Source organism: Fictibacillus sp. NPDC058756 (genome assembly GCF_042746035.1).
Lineage (GTDB): Bacteria > Bacillota > Bacilli > Bacillales > Fictibacillaceae > Fictibacillus.
Genome location: NZ_JBHYPU010000003.1, coordinates 17037 through 32141 on the forward strand (window position 1 = coordinate 17037; position 15105 = coordinate 32141).

At 32.9% G+C, this 15105-nt stretch carries 17 protein-coding genes and 1 pseudogene; 12 read left to right on the top strand and 6 right to left on the bottom strand.

The window, feature by feature from the left end:
- Window positions 1-409: 409 nt before the first annotated feature.
- Complete coding sequence (locus tag ACFW35_RS18270; protein WP_379847946.1) at window positions 410-1132, bottom strand: BglII/BstYI family type II restriction endonuclease; 723 nt, start codon at window positions 1130-1132, stop codon at window positions 410-412.
- A gap of 144 nt (window positions 1133-1276) precedes the next feature.
- Between ACFW35_RS18270 and dcm the strand changes: the two genes are divergently transcribed.
- Window positions 1277-2731, top strand: a complete 1455-nt coding sequence (dcm, locus tag ACFW35_RS18275; protein WP_379847948.1) for a DNA (cytosine-5-)-methyltransferase — start codon at window positions 1277-1279, stop codon at window positions 2729-2731.
- A 143-nt stretch (window positions 2732-2874) separates the two neighbouring features.
- A complete protein-coding gene (locus ACFW35_RS18280) occupies window positions 2875-3135 on the top strand; it encodes a colicin immunity domain-containing protein (RefSeq protein WP_379847950.1) in 261 nt (86 codons plus the stop codon).
- Between the two features lie 281 nt (window positions 3136-3416).
- On the opposite strand, the gene ACFW35_RS18285 is transcribed toward ACFW35_RS18280, so the two are convergent.
- Entirely contained in the window at window positions 3417-3629 is a 213-nt protein-coding gene (locus ACFW35_RS18285) for a hypothetical protein (RefSeq protein WP_379847952.1), read from the bottom strand.
- Between the two features lie 29 nt (window positions 3630-3658).
- Entirely contained in the window at window positions 3659-4663 is a 1005-nt protein-coding gene (locus tag ACFW35_RS18290) for a hypothetical protein (RefSeq protein WP_379847954.1), read from the bottom strand.
- Window positions 4664-5280: 617 nt separating this feature from the next.
- Between ACFW35_RS18290 and ACFW35_RS18295 the strand changes: the two genes are divergently transcribed.
- Window positions 5281-6081 (top strand): DUF6602 domain-containing protein, encoded by an 801-nt coding sequence (locus ACFW35_RS18295; protein ID WP_379847956.1) that lies wholly within the window; start codon window positions 5281-5283, stop codon window positions 6079-6081.
- Window positions 6082-6257: 176 nt separating this feature from the next.
- Here ACFW35_RS18295 and ACFW35_RS18300 read toward each other — a convergent pair whose 3' ends face one another.
- Both ACFW35_RS18300 and ACFW35_RS18305 read right to left on the bottom strand, forming a co-directional pair.
- Window positions 6258-6524, bottom strand: a complete 267-nt coding sequence (locus tag ACFW35_RS18300; RefSeq protein WP_379847958.1) for a hypothetical protein — start codon at window positions 6522-6524, stop codon at window positions 6258-6260.
- An 84-nt stretch (window positions 6525-6608) separates the two neighbouring features.
- The gene (locus tag ACFW35_RS18305; protein ID WP_379847960.1) at window positions 6609-7172 is read right to left on the bottom strand and encodes a tyrosine-type recombinase/integrase; all 564 of its coding nucleotides are present in this window, start codon (window positions 7170-7172) and stop codon (window positions 6609-6611) included.
- Window positions 7173-7390: 218 nt separating this feature from the next.
- Here ACFW35_RS18305 and ACFW35_RS18310 point away from each other — a divergent pair, with 218 nt between their 5' ends.
- The 7 genes and pseudogenes from ACFW35_RS18310 to ACFW35_RS18340 all read left to right on the top strand — a co-directional run.
- Entirely contained in the window at window positions 7391-7603 is a 213-nt protein-coding gene (locus ACFW35_RS18310) for a hypothetical protein (RefSeq protein ID WP_379847962.1), read from the top strand.
- 660 nt (window positions 7604-8263) lie between these two features.
- The gene (locus ACFW35_RS18315) at window positions 8264-8566 is read left to right on the top strand and encodes a helix-turn-helix domain-containing protein (RefSeq protein ID WP_379847964.1); all 303 of its coding nucleotides are present in this window, start codon (window positions 8264-8266) and stop codon (window positions 8564-8566) included.
- Window positions 8553-8960, top strand: a complete 408-nt coding sequence (locus ACFW35_RS18320) for a hypothetical protein (RefSeq protein ID WP_379847966.1) — start codon at window positions 8553-8555, stop codon at window positions 8958-8960. The genes ACFW35_RS18315 and ACFW35_RS18320 overlap by 14 nt, the downstream gene beginning before the upstream one ends.
- Before the next feature lie 27 nt (window positions 8961-8987).
- Window positions 8988-9461 carry a hypothetical protein gene (locus ACFW35_RS18325; protein ID WP_379847968.1) on the top strand — a complete coding sequence of 158 codons (474 nt, stop codon included), beginning with the start codon at window positions 8988-8990 and terminating at the stop codon, window positions 9459-9461.
- A 2-nt stretch (window positions 9462-9463) separates the two neighbouring features.
- Window positions 9464-10099, top strand: a complete 636-nt coding sequence (locus ACFW35_RS18330) for a hypothetical protein (RefSeq protein ID WP_379847970.1) — start codon at window positions 9464-9466, stop codon at window positions 10097-10099.
- A gap of 192 nt (window positions 10100-10291) precedes the next feature.
- Window positions 10292-10708 (top strand): hypothetical protein, encoded by a 417-nt coding sequence (locus ACFW35_RS18335; RefSeq protein ID WP_379847972.1) that lies wholly within the window; start codon window positions 10292-10294, stop codon window positions 10706-10708.
- Between the two features lie 240 nt (window positions 10709-10948).
- Window positions 10949-11083, top strand: a pseudogene (locus tag ACFW35_RS18340) (TCP-1/cpn60 chaperonin family protein); the annotation flags it as partial.
- A 132-nt stretch (window positions 11084-11215) separates the two neighbouring features.
- Here the strand turns inward: ACFW35_RS18340 and ACFW35_RS18345 are convergent.
- Complete coding sequence (locus ACFW35_RS18345) at window positions 11216-11854, bottom strand: site-specific integrase (protein WP_379848051.1); 639 nt, start codon at window positions 11852-11854, stop codon at window positions 11216-11218.
- A gap of 256 nt (window positions 11855-12110) precedes the next feature.
- On the opposite strand from ACFW35_RS18345, the gene ACFW35_RS18350 reads away from it, so the two are divergent.
- Together ACFW35_RS18350 and ACFW35_RS18355 are read left to right on the top strand one after the other, a co-directional pair.
- Window positions 12111-12821, top strand: a complete 711-nt coding sequence (locus ACFW35_RS18350) for a tyrosine-type recombinase/integrase (RefSeq protein WP_379847973.1) — start codon at window positions 12111-12113, stop codon at window positions 12819-12821.
- Window positions 12822-13219: 398 nt separating this feature from the next.
- Window positions 13220-15103, top strand: coding sequence for an N-6 DNA methylase (locus tag ACFW35_RS18355; RefSeq protein WP_379847974.1), 1884 nt, complete (start codon window positions 13220-13222; stop codon window positions 15101-15103).
- The last annotated feature ends 2 nt before the right edge of the window (window positions 15104-15105 follow it).

Sequence of the window (15105 nt, forward strand, 5' to 3'; positions counted from 1 at the left end):
GTTAAAAAAACCTTGATGGGTACTGGTTGTAGCCAATGAATAAAATGCAACCGTAATCACAATAACAGCTTTCCTTGTTTGCTGGTGGTTACTAGGTGAGAACGACCATTAACGGTTCGGTTTGGTAGCTAGGTGTATTAAGGTACAGGTAGCAACGAACAGACTAAAAGCATACAGGACTAGCTTTGTATGTAGAAAGTTCGTTGTCGGAGAAATCCAATCGTTCAAACAAGGTGATACTGCGGACCCCTCAACAACTCGGTTCAATTCAGGCTATGAACGTCTACTTGTTGTACTCATTTATTTTTTGAGTGCTTAACTAGGTAGTCATTCTCTTGACCAACGTTTCCTAAGCAATCTGATTAATTCAGATTTATGAAAACCACAAAGTCAACCTATTAAATGATTATCAATCTAACATGGCTAGTTGTAAATCTTCTTCATTGTAACCATAATCATCATCAGTAACATCATCATCATCATCAAAATCTTCAACAACAACATTTTCATCAAGTAATACTACTAGCCCTTTAAGTTTATTACCTTTTGGTGTTTTAGCTATTTTAAATGACTTAGGGGCTTCAAGACCGATAATTAACAAAGGGACACTCAATTGGTTCATAAGTGGTTTGAGGTGGTCTACGTACTTTTCGTAGTACCCAATAGCACCGTCAAAGTTTCCTGCTTTTTTCATTTCCGAGGTTGCAACAACAACTATACCGATTTTAGTTTGGATAGCTTTTCTAACATGATTAAGTTCACTTGCTAAAACAGGCTTTAATAAGTTCCATGCAGTAGCAGAAGCATGATTAAAAGCAACTTCAATTGAAATGTCATCCTTTGCAAAGTCTAATCTCCAATAATCACTTTTAGGGTCATCATAGTGTGGGTCTTGAAATATTGCACTTTCACCACTCCAAGAAAAGTCCTTAAACCTTTCTTTAAGGAGTGAATTGATTGATGTAGATAGACTTTTGTTTTTGGTTTGAAAGTTATCTTCATAACATTTCCTAAGCGTGTCTTCATCAAGTGTAGTCAAAATGTGTTTAATTTCTTCCCATGCTTCTTTAAATTCTGGTTCATTTTCCAAAATTGTTAATGCATTACGATGTGAATATATCCTAAATTCCATAAAATCCCTCCTAATATATCATAGTACCATAGAAATTCTAGGGTAGGGTGAAAGGAATTTCCAATAAAAGATAATGCTTAAGTTATTTGTAGAAATCATTTATAATAACAGTACAAGGTTTTACGAAAGGACGTTCGTATTTTTATGATAGATGTAGTTGAGTTATTTGCCGGTGTTGGTGGATTTAGAGTCGGCTTGGAAAGAAATAAAGTATTTAATATAGTTTTCGGTAACCAGTGGGAACCATCAAAAAAAGTACAACATGCCTTTGATTGTTATGCTGCAAGATACAAGGGTAAAGGTACTCATTCAAATAGAGATATAGCTGAAGTTAAATATGCGATACCACAACATGATTTACTCGTAGGGGGATTCCCTTGTCAGGACTATTCAGTGGCACGTTCCTTATCTGGTGAATCAGGCATACAAGGGAAAAAAGGTGTTCTGTTTTGGGAAATAATGGACATTGTTAATATGAGAAAACCTACATTTGTTTTGTTGGAAAATGTAGATAGACTTTTGAAATCACCAGCAAAGCAGCGTGGAAGAGATTTTGCAATTATGTTAGCAAGCTTTAGAGATGCTGGTTATAGCGTTGAGTGGAGAGTAATCAATGCAGCTGATTATGGTTTTGCACAAAAACGAAGAAGAGTCTTTATTTTTGCATATAGGGACAACACTAACTTGGCTAGCAAAAATATAAAGTACTCTCCGCAAGAAATACTTCATGAACATGGTTTCTTTGTTTCTGAATTTCCCATAAAAGGAACATCTTTAAAGCATAGTGCTTCATCTGATGTTTTACCAAAAGATATTGTGGAAATCTCCAATACTTTTAAAGCAACATTTAGAAATTCAGGATTTATGAGAAAAGGTTTATTTTATACAGAAGAAGTAATACCTGATTCTGTACCGGCTAAAACCTTGGGTGAGATATTAGAAGAAGCAAAAAAACATCAAGTTGTAGATGAAAAATATTACTTGAATGAAGCTGAAGTAGGAAAAAACGGTAAAACCACATTGGAATCGTTTGTATACATGAAAGGGGCAAAGAGTGAAAATCGGAAATCAGTTACTGGTCATGAGTATAAATATACTGAAGGCAAAATGAATTTTCCGGATGAACTGAATATCCCCGCTAGAACAATGTTGACCAGTGAAGGAAGCAAAAACAGAAGTACGCATGTAGTTAAAGACCCGGACACAAACAGACTCAGAATTTTGACACCTGTTGAATGCGAACTTTTAAATGATTTTCCTGCCAATTGGACAAAGGATATGCCGGATAAGGCAAGATATTTTTGTATGGGAAATGCATTGGTTGTAGGTTTGGTTGAAAAAATGGGTAAGAAAATAAAAGAATTACACTCTTTTGAAGTTGGTTCAAACGAAGGTAAAATAGTAAAAACAAGAAGAACTGTTCAAAAGAATAAGGTGTATAAAAACAGAATTATTCCCCAAATAAATTCTAGTGAAAAAAAGAGAAAATTCACAAAAAGTAGTAATCGGCCTGGGAAAAATAATTTTAGAAAATCCAGAAAAAAAATCAATGATGCTAGGAAAAATAACCAAGAAGTCTTTGAATTGGTCTATCAGTAAAAAATCCACTAATCGTGGGTTTTTTTTTTCTTATAATGATAGTAAACAGGATTTTAGAAAAACCTGTTTGAATAGTCAACTGTAATTAGTGTCAAACGAATGAATATAATAATATCTCGGTGAGTAAAAGGAAGCTGATGCTAATGAGTGTTTTTATTTATATGAAATTAATGGAAAAATTTTTGAATCATGCTATGTCCTTTGAAGAATTTGAAAAACGTTTCTTAAATAAATTTAGAGTTGAAAGTGTATGGTTGGATGATGAGTTATTTAAGATATTAAATGAGGTATTTGAAGCTATAGATTTCTGTAGAAGTGATTTTTCTGAATTAATATTAAGGAAAAAAATCAATGATTCTTTAAGAAGATTGGAATTAAGTTATAGGTTAAGAATTAGTGTATAAATTGTTATTGAAAACCAGTATTAATCATTATTCAATCAAAAAGGGTACAAAAAAATCCCTGCACCTTTACCACTGGAATGTCATGTAAACCAGTAATAGAGATACAGGGGAAAGGGAATCCGAACTGGGGTTATAGTAGCAATAACCACCACGTTATAAAGGGTGCTGAAGAATCAGCGAAAGAAACCGAACAAAATGAAAAGGGAGAAGGGAAGCTGAACGCATCACTGAACTACTTCCCCTAACTCTTATGTATTACTTCAGCATCTTTTGTAAGACGATTAAAATAGATTCACAACCTTTTTGGGATGCTTTTCTTTGTAGTACATGAAAGCTTCATAACAATCTTTTCTGCTTTTCCCATTTATAATGTTTTTAATTGTTGGTTTTGATACTGGAAAAAGTTCTTCCAATTGATATGGTAGCATCCCTTTCACTTTGTTCAGATATAGCATTTTGTAAACTTCTTTATCGGTTAATTTCACATTGTACATTTTTTCTATTCTCCTTTTGATTTTGATTATTAATTTTCAAAAAACTTCTTTCCTTCATTGATGTAAAAGCCATCTGCTTTTTTCTTTTGTTTAGCTTTTAATTGTTCAGCAATTAACTTTCCGGTATTAGGGAACATTGAAAGAAGTGAAGGATTTGGTGCTTTACCACTTCTTGAAGATACAAATGGGTTTACATAGATTCTTGTGTATTTCTTTCTGTCTTTAGTTCCTTCACCAATAAAAAACACATTAGTTCCGTACAGCTTGCAGTTCATAAGCTTTGTTTTTATTTGGGAAGCTTTTGAACATCCAAACATTTTAGCAACGTCTGTTAATTCCAACGGTTCACATGTATCTTCAAGTGGGTTTTGTTGTAGATTACAAAGTACACCGGATTCTTTGTTGATGAATGGTAACACCATAAACATTACATAAAGGTTTTTTGGTGTGTTGATGCTTTTACCTTTAGCATCCTTTTCCATATACAATGTTTGAATCTGTCTATCATAAGCCTTAACAGTTTCAGTGCTTCTTGTAGCGTTCTTGGATGCTTTACCTTTAAAATGGTATTTGCTATTCCATTTAATTCTCACTTCAACTCTTCCTCGCACATCTTCTTCAATGATTCCAGTTTCAACAAGCTTGTTATAGAACTTGTAAAATTCTTTCTTGTTGCTGATTTCAAAAAGTTCCTGTAAATCACTTTTAAGAATTGGCTTGTTATTATTAGTGAACAGATACCTTCCTGAAGTTTCATAGGAACAGAAAGTACCAAGAAACATCAAACGTGCTTTTTCCATATCATTAAAACGAGTATCTTGATGAAGTTCTTTTAATGTATCAACCAACATGAATGAAAACCCCCCGGCAATATCCGTGAATGTATCGTAATCCTTTTTCTTTGCCTGATATTCTTTCATTTTTTCAACTGATTCTTTTTTGTAGAAACCACCTTCATAGTTTTCAATGAAAGCACCAGTTTTTAATTCGCCATTTTCATCCACCAAATCAATTATTTTTATTTCTTTATCCATTTTCATTTCCACCTTCAAATTAATTCAGAATCAATTGCAGCTACCCAATTTTGTTTTCAGGTTACAAACTATTGATTTCTGTACTAATAGGGATTTGAAAATAGACAAAAGTACGACAAGAAGGTAAAAAAATTTAAAGATTGGTAAGCTAGTATATATTTATCATTGCAAGATTGGACACTTTTTCTACCCTGGGGATGCAATTTGAGACACTTTTTCTACCCTGAAAAAATACGCTGAAACCCTTGGGAGAGTAAGGGGGAGGTGCTTTTAGGAGTGTTTCGTAACTCTAATCTATTACCTATACTTAATAAGGATGGTTCTGAACAATAGACAAAGTACACCGTTACTATGCTTCACTTCGTTCAGCAGGGAAGGGAAACCACCTTCCCAACTTAATAAAAAACATATTAGTAATTTAGTGTTCTGAATAATAACCCGGCTTATCTTCTTGGTTGTTCAGATTAAAAGAATGATAGTAATTGCTGTTTTTATTTGTAGCTTGGAGAAGCTTTGCTTCGACAAGAATGTTTAGGTTTTTCCATTTATATTGATTAAAAAGTTGGATTGATAAATAATGGAAAATATATAAAGTGGAGAAAGGGAGAGAAAACCAGATGAAAGAATTTTTAGAGATTTTAAAGCTTGATGCTTCCGAGATACAAACAAGATTTATCAGAAGTAGTATCGAAGGTAAAGGAACATCACAAGAAGTTTCAGATTTTCGTGAACATGCTGTCCAAAGCTTTGTTGAAAGATATTATCCATTCCCATATAGAATAAGTAAAGGTGGAATATATGATAGTTACGGTAAAAGGTCAGATTCTGTTGATTGCTTAATTCTTAATCCAAACCATCCACATACTGTTGATTCAAGGGGAAAACATAGTTTAATAATTGCTGATGGGGTAGATGTAGCAATTGAAGTTAAACCTGATATTTCAGTGAAAAATGAATTGCATAGGGGACTAACTCAAGGAATATCCGTAGCACAATTACGCAGACAAAATAATGCAATTATCTTCAAAAAAAATTTTCCTGAATATATTAATGAATACGCTAAACAAATTCCGTTTTTTATATTTAGCATGAAGTGTAAAAAGAATGTACTTGATACTATCAAGGAAATTAAAGAATTTTATACTGAAAATAATACACCTATCAATGAACAAGTAGATGTTATAATCATTTTTAATTTAGGCTTGTTAGTGAATTATAAATACAAAGAACAATTTTGTTGGAATCAAGAGTATTCTGATGAAGTAAAAGCAGGCTGGTTTTTCGAGGAATGGAAAGAAGATACATTAGCAGGCTTTTTATTTCATTTGAATAGGGTATATTCTGCTGAACCTAGAATGACAGAACCAATCTTAACAAAATACTTAACCGGAAATAAATATACGATTTTACCAGTATAATTTTTGTGTATTTGTGTCTAAATCTTGAACGGATACTGGAAAATGTAAAGTAAGGAAGGGGTGTAAATACCCATTAATTGCCGGTCACGCATGGAAAAGAAAATTGGTGTGGTTAGTTTTACAGCAATAAAAAAGAACCAGCAGTATACACAAGCATCCACTGGTTCAGCACTGTACTAATCTTGTATTCTAGCTTGTACTTCAGATAAACTCACAATGAAAAATACCTTGTATACCGTATCGTTTCCTTCAGTTACAACCTTATGAAATAGGTATTCTGCATTCCAAGTTTTTCGGTTATTACAAATTATCATTGTTGGTTCATCAATCTCACTGGCTTTTTCAAAACCTATAATCATATTGTTAATTTCAATGGTTGTATCATATGTAGCTTCTCTTAACACTTCCTGATTGAACGTATTAACGAATTGCAATTTATACAAATAACCACCTCCTGTAAGATATTTCAATTGTAACATTAACATGGAAATGGATGGAAATGAAAAAGAACCGGGGTTTACCAGTTCTTAAAGTACAAAATCCTTTAAACTATCATTTATTTCTTCTTGAGTAATACCAATATAACGCTTTGTTATGTCTATGTTTGAATGGTTCAGGATAGCTTGAAGCTGGTATATATCTTTAGTGTTCTTATAATACCAGTAACCAAATGTTTTACGTAAGGTATGTGTACCGATTCCTTCAGTTATATCAACCATTTCAGAAGCTTTATTTAACTGTCTGTAAGCTTGTATGGTTGATATAGGCTTATCACCTTTACGACTAGGAAACAACCATTCTGAAGCAACTGAAGAAGCGTAAGCATTAACTTCTTCGTATATATTAATTAAGTTTATTTCACGGTATTTATCAGTTTTACCTTCTTTAATCTTCAGCACTTTCTTCTTTTTAACATCCTTCACCTTTAACTTCAGTAAATCACCAACACGTAAACCGGTGTTAATACCAATTAAGAATAGTATGTAATCACGTTCTGAACAAAAGCGTTTTAAAGACCACTTCATATCTTCTATTTGTTCTTTACTTCTGATAGGTTGCACATCTTTAATTTGGTTTGGGTTGTGATTCATATGTATAGTTCCCTTCAGTAAAATCAATGTTTTGAATGTATGTTTTTTATTCTGAATTTCATAATAGCACTTATTTCCACTTACATCAATAGTATCAACGAAATGAATGTATGTTTTTATAGTATTTTCATACATTAAACTATTCGTAACTTTTTAAGACTTGTCACAAAACATATACTTCCTTAAAATGTAATTATTAAGATGTAGGGGGAAGCATAGTGGCTAAAATTAAAAGATTTACCATTCGTACAATTAGTGGATATGAAATTGACAAAACGTTTAATTTTAATGGAGAAACACTTGAAGATGTATTATCTGAATTTAAAGAAGATGTATTAAGCAAGGATGAACTTATTATTCGAAATAATAATAATGAAACAATTGTATTAAAAACTAGTTCAATCGAATCTTATAGAATTGAAAACTTTTAAATTAGCAGAGATTAACAGGTGTATTACAGTTTAAGTAATACATCTTTTTTTATGATTCTTATTCTGTGGAATTTCATCAGCTTCATTTTTCATTTCTTCGTATTACTTCAGCTTTATCTTCAGAACAATCTTCATTTGATTATTAATATTCAAATACATATGTAAAAAGGAAAGTACCGGGGTAATGGGGGGATGGGGTATGGCACATTCTAGGTTTACCGTTTCATAAATACAAACACAAATTTTCACCTCCGGTTCTTTAGGGGTATGCCAGTAATTGCAATTAAAGAAAAGGTAAAATTGCTTTGAAAAATTTCAGAAAAATTTATGCTGCTATTCTTTTACTTGTGTCTTACTTTCACCTATTTTTAAATACCTATTAGTGTAAAAGTTTGATAGTCGCTTGAAAGGATATACAGCGTGAAAACTTTTCAAATTTAAACATATACGAATAGTTCATTATGTTTAAAAACTTTTTCTCTTCCATTGAAAAAGCTATTGCATACTTTTGGATGTTTGGTGGATAACTTCCTTCTTCAACTGGATAAAAGAAAGTGTGTGAAAGTGTTGGTACTTACTGTATCAGCATCTTTTTTTATTACTTATTAATTCACGTTTCGTGAAATTGAATATTAATTTTCAAAAGAAAGGGTTGAAGAAATGGATTACAAAGTTATTAAGTCGGTTCGGCAAATTGCCGGGTTAAGTCAATCAGAACTAGCTGAAGCAGTTGGTGTTGATAGGTCTTTAATATCCAAGATTGAAACAGGTGCTACACCTTTACAGTGTCATACAAAGGAAGCAATTTTAAAGGCAGTTGGTAAAGCTGGTGTAAGTTTAGCAGATTGCATTGCCTTACATACTATCTATCAGAATAGGAAGCTGAAGCAACACCAAGAAAGCAAAGAAGAAACAGTACAGAAGAATCTTAAAAATTGGGGTGTTATCAATGATAGAAAATAAACAACTTACAAGCATCAAGCAAAACTTATCTTATGTGAAGAACTGCTTTGAAGCTGGTACACACCAAGAACAGAAGCCTATTCTGTCTGTACTGCTTGCTGAAGTCTATGATGCAGTAAAATCTTTTGATGTTGAGTACAAAGTGCCGGTATCAGTTCACCGGGAACACGTACAGACATTTATCAATCTAGCAACACAAGAAAAGTACAGATTGCTTTCAGATGTACAGGAATTACAAAGTGAACTTCATAAGAAGAACACAAACCGTTCTTTGCAGTTGGTGAAGAATATGCTGGTAACTGACTTGTATAGAAACAAAGTACGGAAATCACTTGATAAGTTCATTCCAAGTACACCGGCACGTTATGGAAGCAGTATGAAAGAAACTATTTAATCAAGATAAAAGGGGATACTGAACAAAATGGAAACAAACAATAAATCTGAAGCATTAATTGATGCTATTGAAGTACCTGATACTTTATCAGAACATCATGTAAATTTTGCAAGGAAGCTTGTTAAAGCACAAATGACAGAAGGGCACACTGTACTAGGGTTTTGTACTGCAAATAACATGAGTACAAAAACCTATTATGAGTATATGGAAAATCCAGCTTTAAAACATTACATGGGACAAATACAAGATGTGATTATTCCAAGTGATGAAAAACTAGCTTATGAACAACTGAAGAAGCACTTGCTGAAGATTCCGTATAAAGCTAATCCAACACCAAAAGAAATTGAATTGTTTACTGATACTTTTTCTTACGTAATTGAAGCTGATAAAAGGCAACGTATGGCGGAACTTGGTTTAAATGATTCAAGTATATCTTCTTCAGGTAAATCGGTTGAGGAACGCAAGGCAAAACTATTAAGCAGATTGAAAGGGAGTAATTAATTATGAAAATCATCACTAACTTATTGAAGAAAGCAGAATCAGTTGAAGGAAGATATATTGAAGCACTGAACAAGAAAGAAGAAATGCTTCTTGGTTTACATGTTGAACTTGCTGAAAAGGAAGTAATGCTTAAAGACTTACGTAAAATGAAGGTTTTAGGTGATATTAGCGAAGAACATTTTGCAGTTGAAGAAGCAGAAGTTGAAGCTATAAGAAAGAAAGTACTTGATGCACAAAAGGAAGTACAACTTATTCAGGAATACAAAACTGAAGATGTTAAAGCAGTTATTGAAGAACTTGAAGCTGATAAGCAGAAGCTTATACAGACTAAACAAAAGGAACTTCGTGCTATTCAAACAGAACTTGCAGAAGCAAAGAAGCAGTACTTTCAAGCCTTAATTGAAGCATCTGATAAATATAACAAGCTGGTAAAACCTGAAAGAAAACTAGATACTTTAAAGGTTCAGCTTGGATTACAGAAACAAGTTTACACTGCTGATGCAAGTGAATCTTTATCATTAATTCATACTGCTTCAGGCGGTTCAATTCCCCTTACAGTTGCACCAAATGAAGTATATGATGCTTTGGTATATAACCGTATTGACAGTACGTTAAAACGTCACTTGGAAGGTAAATAGGGATGATAACGTTGAATACTATACTTATGTTGCTTGCAATGTCTTTTGTAAATCTCCTTTATAAATAAAATATAAAAAACCCTTTACGGAAGTATTCAGCCACTTCTGTATTGGGTGTCTTTTTTTTGCCTAAAAATTAAGCAATTTTGTTTACAGGTTTTTCTTTTATACTTAACTATTGGGGTGATAAAGGTGAAACAAGAAACCAAAGAAAGAATCAAAAAGATTAACATGATTGATTCTGAAAAGTTGCCTATGACGTTATTAAAATCATTAGAAGTTTTTTGGTCATTGGATAGGATTATTGATAACAATATGTTTTACTTTCAAGGTCAAGTTGATGAATATGTTCATAGTAAGAGATTATCTGAAGAAATTAAAGATTGGATAAATGAACTTGGAGAGAGAATTAGTTCTGATTACTTAAACCAGGGTTATGGAAAATACTTTACATTACAGTTAATGGAGTATCTTGGTTTTGATAATGATAATGAAACCACTGAAGATATTATTGATGATTATTGTATGTCAGGTGAAAAAGACAAAGACATTACAAAACTTAAAATGTTACTTATTGAATCAGCATTGGAATTAGATAAAATGATGTAGGTTATGTTTTGTACACCAATTATATGAGAAGTGAAAGGTACAATGACACGTAAGAACAAAAGTAAATGCAACACAGGGTTCACTAGCAACATGGTTAAAAATGTGTTTTTCCGTTTTGGATAAAATTTCAATATACTGCTTTACACTTAACAACAACTGCTTTATACTGAAAATATAATTTCAAACATAGGAAGTAGTGTTTACTGCTTCTAACTATATATACATAGGTACTTTAAGCAGCAAAACGCAGCATCCGTATCTGCAATGTTCCTAACAACAGAAGCAGTAATCGCTGACAAGCCAGAAGAAAACGCTGGCGGCGGAATGCCTGACATGGGCGGAATGGGCATGGGCGGAATGGGCGGCATGATGTAATCTGCCCCTCGAACCCTTGATATGAATGGGTTTGTTGGTAAGGTGAGAGTGGTTTGCTAACATTTTGCTAACATTAAGGAAATTAACGGAGGCTTCTCATAAGTTCACTGAACTTTTGGGAAGCTTCTTTTTTCATTTCTTCATGACATGGAGGTATACATTTTTTGTGATTTGATCGTCAGTATGACCAAGGCGGTCCATGATTTGTTCGAGTGAGACACCTGCCTCAGCAAGAAGTGAGGTATGAGTGTGTCTTAAACTATGCGGAGTTAACTCTGAATTTAGATCTGCGATGGTAAGCAATCTTTTCATTCGGTCTCGTACATTCTTAATCACGATTGGATAACCGAAATGTCGCTTCATCTTTGCAAAGATAAAGTCGTGGTTATAGTAATTGTTACCTAATTGCTCAATCACCTTATTCTGAATTTTTTTGTGCTCTTTCAAAACTTTGATTACATCTTTATCCACAATAATTTTCCGTCTCGACTTTCTGGTTTTCGGTGGGAGCAACTGATATACAACTGCATTATTATTCGGATTGTAATATGTTTTGGTAATACTGATAGTGTGGTTTTTAAAGTCAATATCCTTCCATTTGAGCGCAACTAACTCTCCAACCCGAATTCCTGTGTAGGATAGGATTAAAAATACTAAGTAATCATGCTCAAGTCCATTATCTTTGGCTGTTTCTAAAAACAAGGCAAGTTGTTCTTTTTCAAGATACTTTATTTGATGAGCATTACCAAAAGGCGATTGATAAACATCCATTTGCAAAGCTTGAAACTGATCAATTAAAACACTTGGGAGTTGGTATCTAGTGGAAGGGATTCTCTTTTCGTCTATTTACTTTCAGAAGTGGAAGGAACTAAATACCTTAAAGCCCAATACTGTTCAAAATTATATTAGCCATTTAAAAGTCTTTGAGGACTTTTTAGGATTAGTGGTATGAAAGGGGGAGCTTGATTTTGACAAGTTTTATTACAGCAAGATTCATGATAAGTATGCCCCGATTGACCTTGATTTTATGGATGGATTTATTGAGTATCTTCACGAGAACAAAACTAAATCACAAGCGAAACTAGGTTTTACCGTTGTAAAAAGCTTTATGGACTTATTGGTTGATTATGATTTGATAGAATATAATCCATTGAGACATTATAAAAATCCATTCTACTACGAATCGTTTCGAAACAGAGCGTTAAGTGAAGAAGAGTGTTTGAAACTTTTAAAGGAAGCCTACGATCTGGATCCTTTTTTTCAACAATTCTATTTGATTATGTTGCTTCAAACCACTTGTGGATTAAGAGCAAAGGAATTATGTAGGCTTACAGTTTCACAAATAGATTTCGAACACAATGTCATTGTCATTGACAAGGGCCGTAAAAGGAAAATTGGTACGGTTCGATTGACAGATGCCCTTCAAAAGAAGCTTGGGGAATATATGAATCATCCCTATTTTAAAGTATGGACAAAAGAAAAAGATAAAGAGTTGTTTTTTATGAAAGACAAGCCATTAACACCGGTGGATCTTAATAAATTGTTGGATAAACTTAGAAAGAATGCAAAAATAACACGGAAAGTAACAAACCATGATTTAAGAGCAACAATGGGCTATTTACTGTATAAAGAGGGAAACGATTATAAGTCGATTCAAAGACAACTTCGACATAAGAAATTAAAAACAACGCTGGGTTACTTACCCATTCATGTTGAATTAAATGGATATCTTGATTAATTCAATGACAATTTGAATAAGTTAAGGGTGGTTATTAGTAAAGTCACCCTTTACAGTCAGTTAACTGTTGAGAAAGGGTATTAATAAAACATAGGCTGCCTCTGAGGCATGAGACCGGTATTGCACTAGGCTCATGCCTTTTAATTTTGGTTTCTTATTAACTTTTATTCATCTTGAAATTGTTTTGTGTTTTTAAGGTTCTTCTTGTGAAAAGGAGAAAGCCTTTTAAGATAATTCTATTGGTTATGGAATGAAATTCAGATTACATAACAATATGAATTAAAGTTAGTAATTAAATTATCAAAAATAGTTGACTAGTCATTCAATGTGATATATATTAGATTTAACGAAAGTTAGTAATTGCATAACTAACTAAAAAGTAAGGGGTTGTTAATTGTATGGAAGATAACATGTTATTCAATCAATTAGATTTATTACGAGGGGATTTACAACTTGATAAAATGAAAAATGTTGCCTTTCCAGTTTATAGTCTGCAGTTTCTAAAGAACAATAACAAAATTCCTCAAGAAGCTCAGATTAGTAGCATATTAAAACATGAAGATAACCTAGTCGAGAGCCTCATTCACGCTTTTAAACTTGTTGAAAACGAATATCCAGATTTAAAAGGTGTATATGATATCTTTGCGTCAGAAGGGTTAAGTCAGAAAGTTTTATTTAACTTTTTACTGCAAGTAAAAAATATGGAACTGACAAACGACAGATGGGCTACTTTAATTGATAAACTGTTTAATAACCTTTACGAAAATGAAGGAAAAAAAGATGGTGGACAATATTCACCAGAAAGTATCAATCAATTAGGGGTAGCATTATTACAACCATATTCAGGAACTTTTTATGATGGTGCTGCTGGTGTTGGAGCGACAATAGTGGAAGTGGAAAAATACACAAATGAAAATACTGGGAAAATACATCTGTTCGGGCAAGAAGTGAACTATAACAATTGGGCTTTGGCGAAGCTCAATTTACTCTTTCATGGTGTTGAAAATGTTGATTTACGGTTAGGAGATACACTTCTTAAGCCAGCTTTTATTGAAGGAAAGAATATCGCAAAGTTTGACCGAGTTATGATGGACTTTCCATTTTCATTAAACATCACAGATTATGAAACATTGCTTAAAGACTCATATAATCGTTTTATTTATGGAAAACCACCAAGAAGAAGTGCAGATATGGCATTTATTATGCATGGGTTGTCATCATTAAATCAAAACGGAAAAGCGGTATTCGTTGTAACTAATGGTATGTTGTTTAGACAGGGAGTAGAAGGAACAATTCGTCAAAATATGATTACTGCTGATGTTATTGAAGCGGTAATTGCATTACCAGAGAATATTTATACTGAAACGGGCATTCAAACGAATTTACTTGTATTAAATAAAAATAAGCCTAGTGAACGTAAGGGAAAGATACTATTTATCAATGCTGAAGAAGAATTTAAACAATTAAATAGACGAAGAAAACAACTAGATCATGAAAATATTGAAAAGATTGTTAATGCGTATGACAACGGATCAGAAATAAAAGGTTTTAGTAAATTCATTAAGACCAACCAGATTGAAGATGCTGATCTGTTGTGTAAACGCTACTTAGAAGACAATGAGATTGTTGTAGATACGTTTGGTAGGATCAGAGTTATCCAAGACAAAATTAATAATCAGTCTAATAATATATCTTTATCCAATTTAGCACAGTCCATTTACAGGGGGTTTAATGTTTCTTCGAAATCAGTAGAAGAAGGATTTGGAGATTATAAAATCATTAAACTTTCGGATGTGAAAGATGGCGAAATTAACTTGGGGGAATTAACAAGCGTTACTTTGAAACGTAAATCAAAAGTGGAAATGTATCTTGTGCAACGTGGAGATGTAATCATTTCTAACCGAGGAACAAGTATAAAGATTGCTGTCGTACCACATGTCGAAGAGAATATTATTTTGTCTCATAATTTCTTGGGGATTAGGTGTACAAACCAACTAGACCCTTATTTTCTTAAAGAGTATCTAGAAAGCCCAGTAGGTCAATACATGCTTGCAAGTAAGCAGATAGGTACTAATATCTTAACGATAAACCCTAAAGACCTTGAGGATATAAAAGTGCCAGTAATAGATATTGAAGAGCAATTGAAAATTGTAGAAGGATTTTACGAAATGAATAGTAGCATTCATGAGAGACAACAACAACTAGAAGAAGAGAAAAAACAAATGCAACTGAAACTGTATGAAAGTATGGGAATTCGAGAATCATTTCTGATTATCGACTAATG

Bases quoted from the DNA above. Each gene is read 5' to 3' on its own strand.
- ACFW35_RS18285 (WP_379847952.1), bottom strand. From the start codon at position 3,629: ATGTACAATGTGAAATTAACCGATAAAGAAGTTTACAAAATGCTATAT.
- ACFW35_RS18350 (WP_379847973.1), top strand. From the start codon at position 12,111: ATGGATGGATTTATTGAGTATCTTCACGAGAACAAAACTAAATCACAA.
- ACFW35_RS18290 (WP_379847954.1), bottom strand. From the start codon at position 4,663: ATGGATAAAGAAATAAAAATAATTGATTTGGTGGATGAAAATGGCGAA.
- ACFW35_RS18270 (WP_379847946.1), bottom strand. From the start codon at position 1,132: ATGGAATTTAGGATATATTCACATCGTAATGCATTAACAATTTTGGAA.
- ACFW35_RS18330 (WP_379847970.1), top strand. From the start codon at position 9,464: ATGAAAATCATCACTAACTTATTGAAGAAAGCAGAATCAGTTGAAGGA.
- ACFW35_RS18305 (WP_379847960.1), bottom strand. From the start codon at position 7,172: ATGAATCACAACCCAAACCAAATTAAAGATGTGCAACCTATCAGAAGT.
- ACFW35_RS18315 (WP_379847964.1), top strand. From the start codon at position 8,264: ATGGATTACAAAGTTATTAAGTCGGTTCGGCAAATTGCCGGGTTAAGT.
- ACFW35_RS18355 (WP_379847974.1), top strand. From the start codon at position 13,220: ATGGAAGATAACATGTTATTCAATCAATTAGATTTATTACGAGGGGAT.
- dcm (WP_379847948.1), top strand. From the start codon at position 1,277: ATGATAGATGTAGTTGAGTTATTTGCCGGTGTTGGTGGATTTAGAGTC.
- ACFW35_RS18280 (WP_379847950.1), top strand. From the start codon at position 2,875: ATGAGTGTTTTTATTTATATGAAATTAATGGAAAAATTTTTGAATCAT.
- ACFW35_RS18320 (WP_379847966.1), top strand. From the start codon at position 8,553: ATGATAGAAAATAAACAACTTACAAGCATCAAGCAAAACTTATCTTAT.
- ACFW35_RS18345 (WP_379848051.1), bottom strand. From the start codon at position 11,854: ATGGATGTTTATCAATCGCCTTTTGGTAATGCTCATCAAATAAAGTAT.
- ACFW35_RS18295 (WP_379847956.1), top strand. From the start codon at position 5,281: ATGAAAGAATTTTTAGAGATTTTAAAGCTTGATGCTTCCGAGATACAA.
- ACFW35_RS18325 (WP_379847968.1), top strand. From the start codon at position 8,988: ATGGAAACAAACAATAAATCTGAAGCATTAATTGATGCTATTGAAGTA.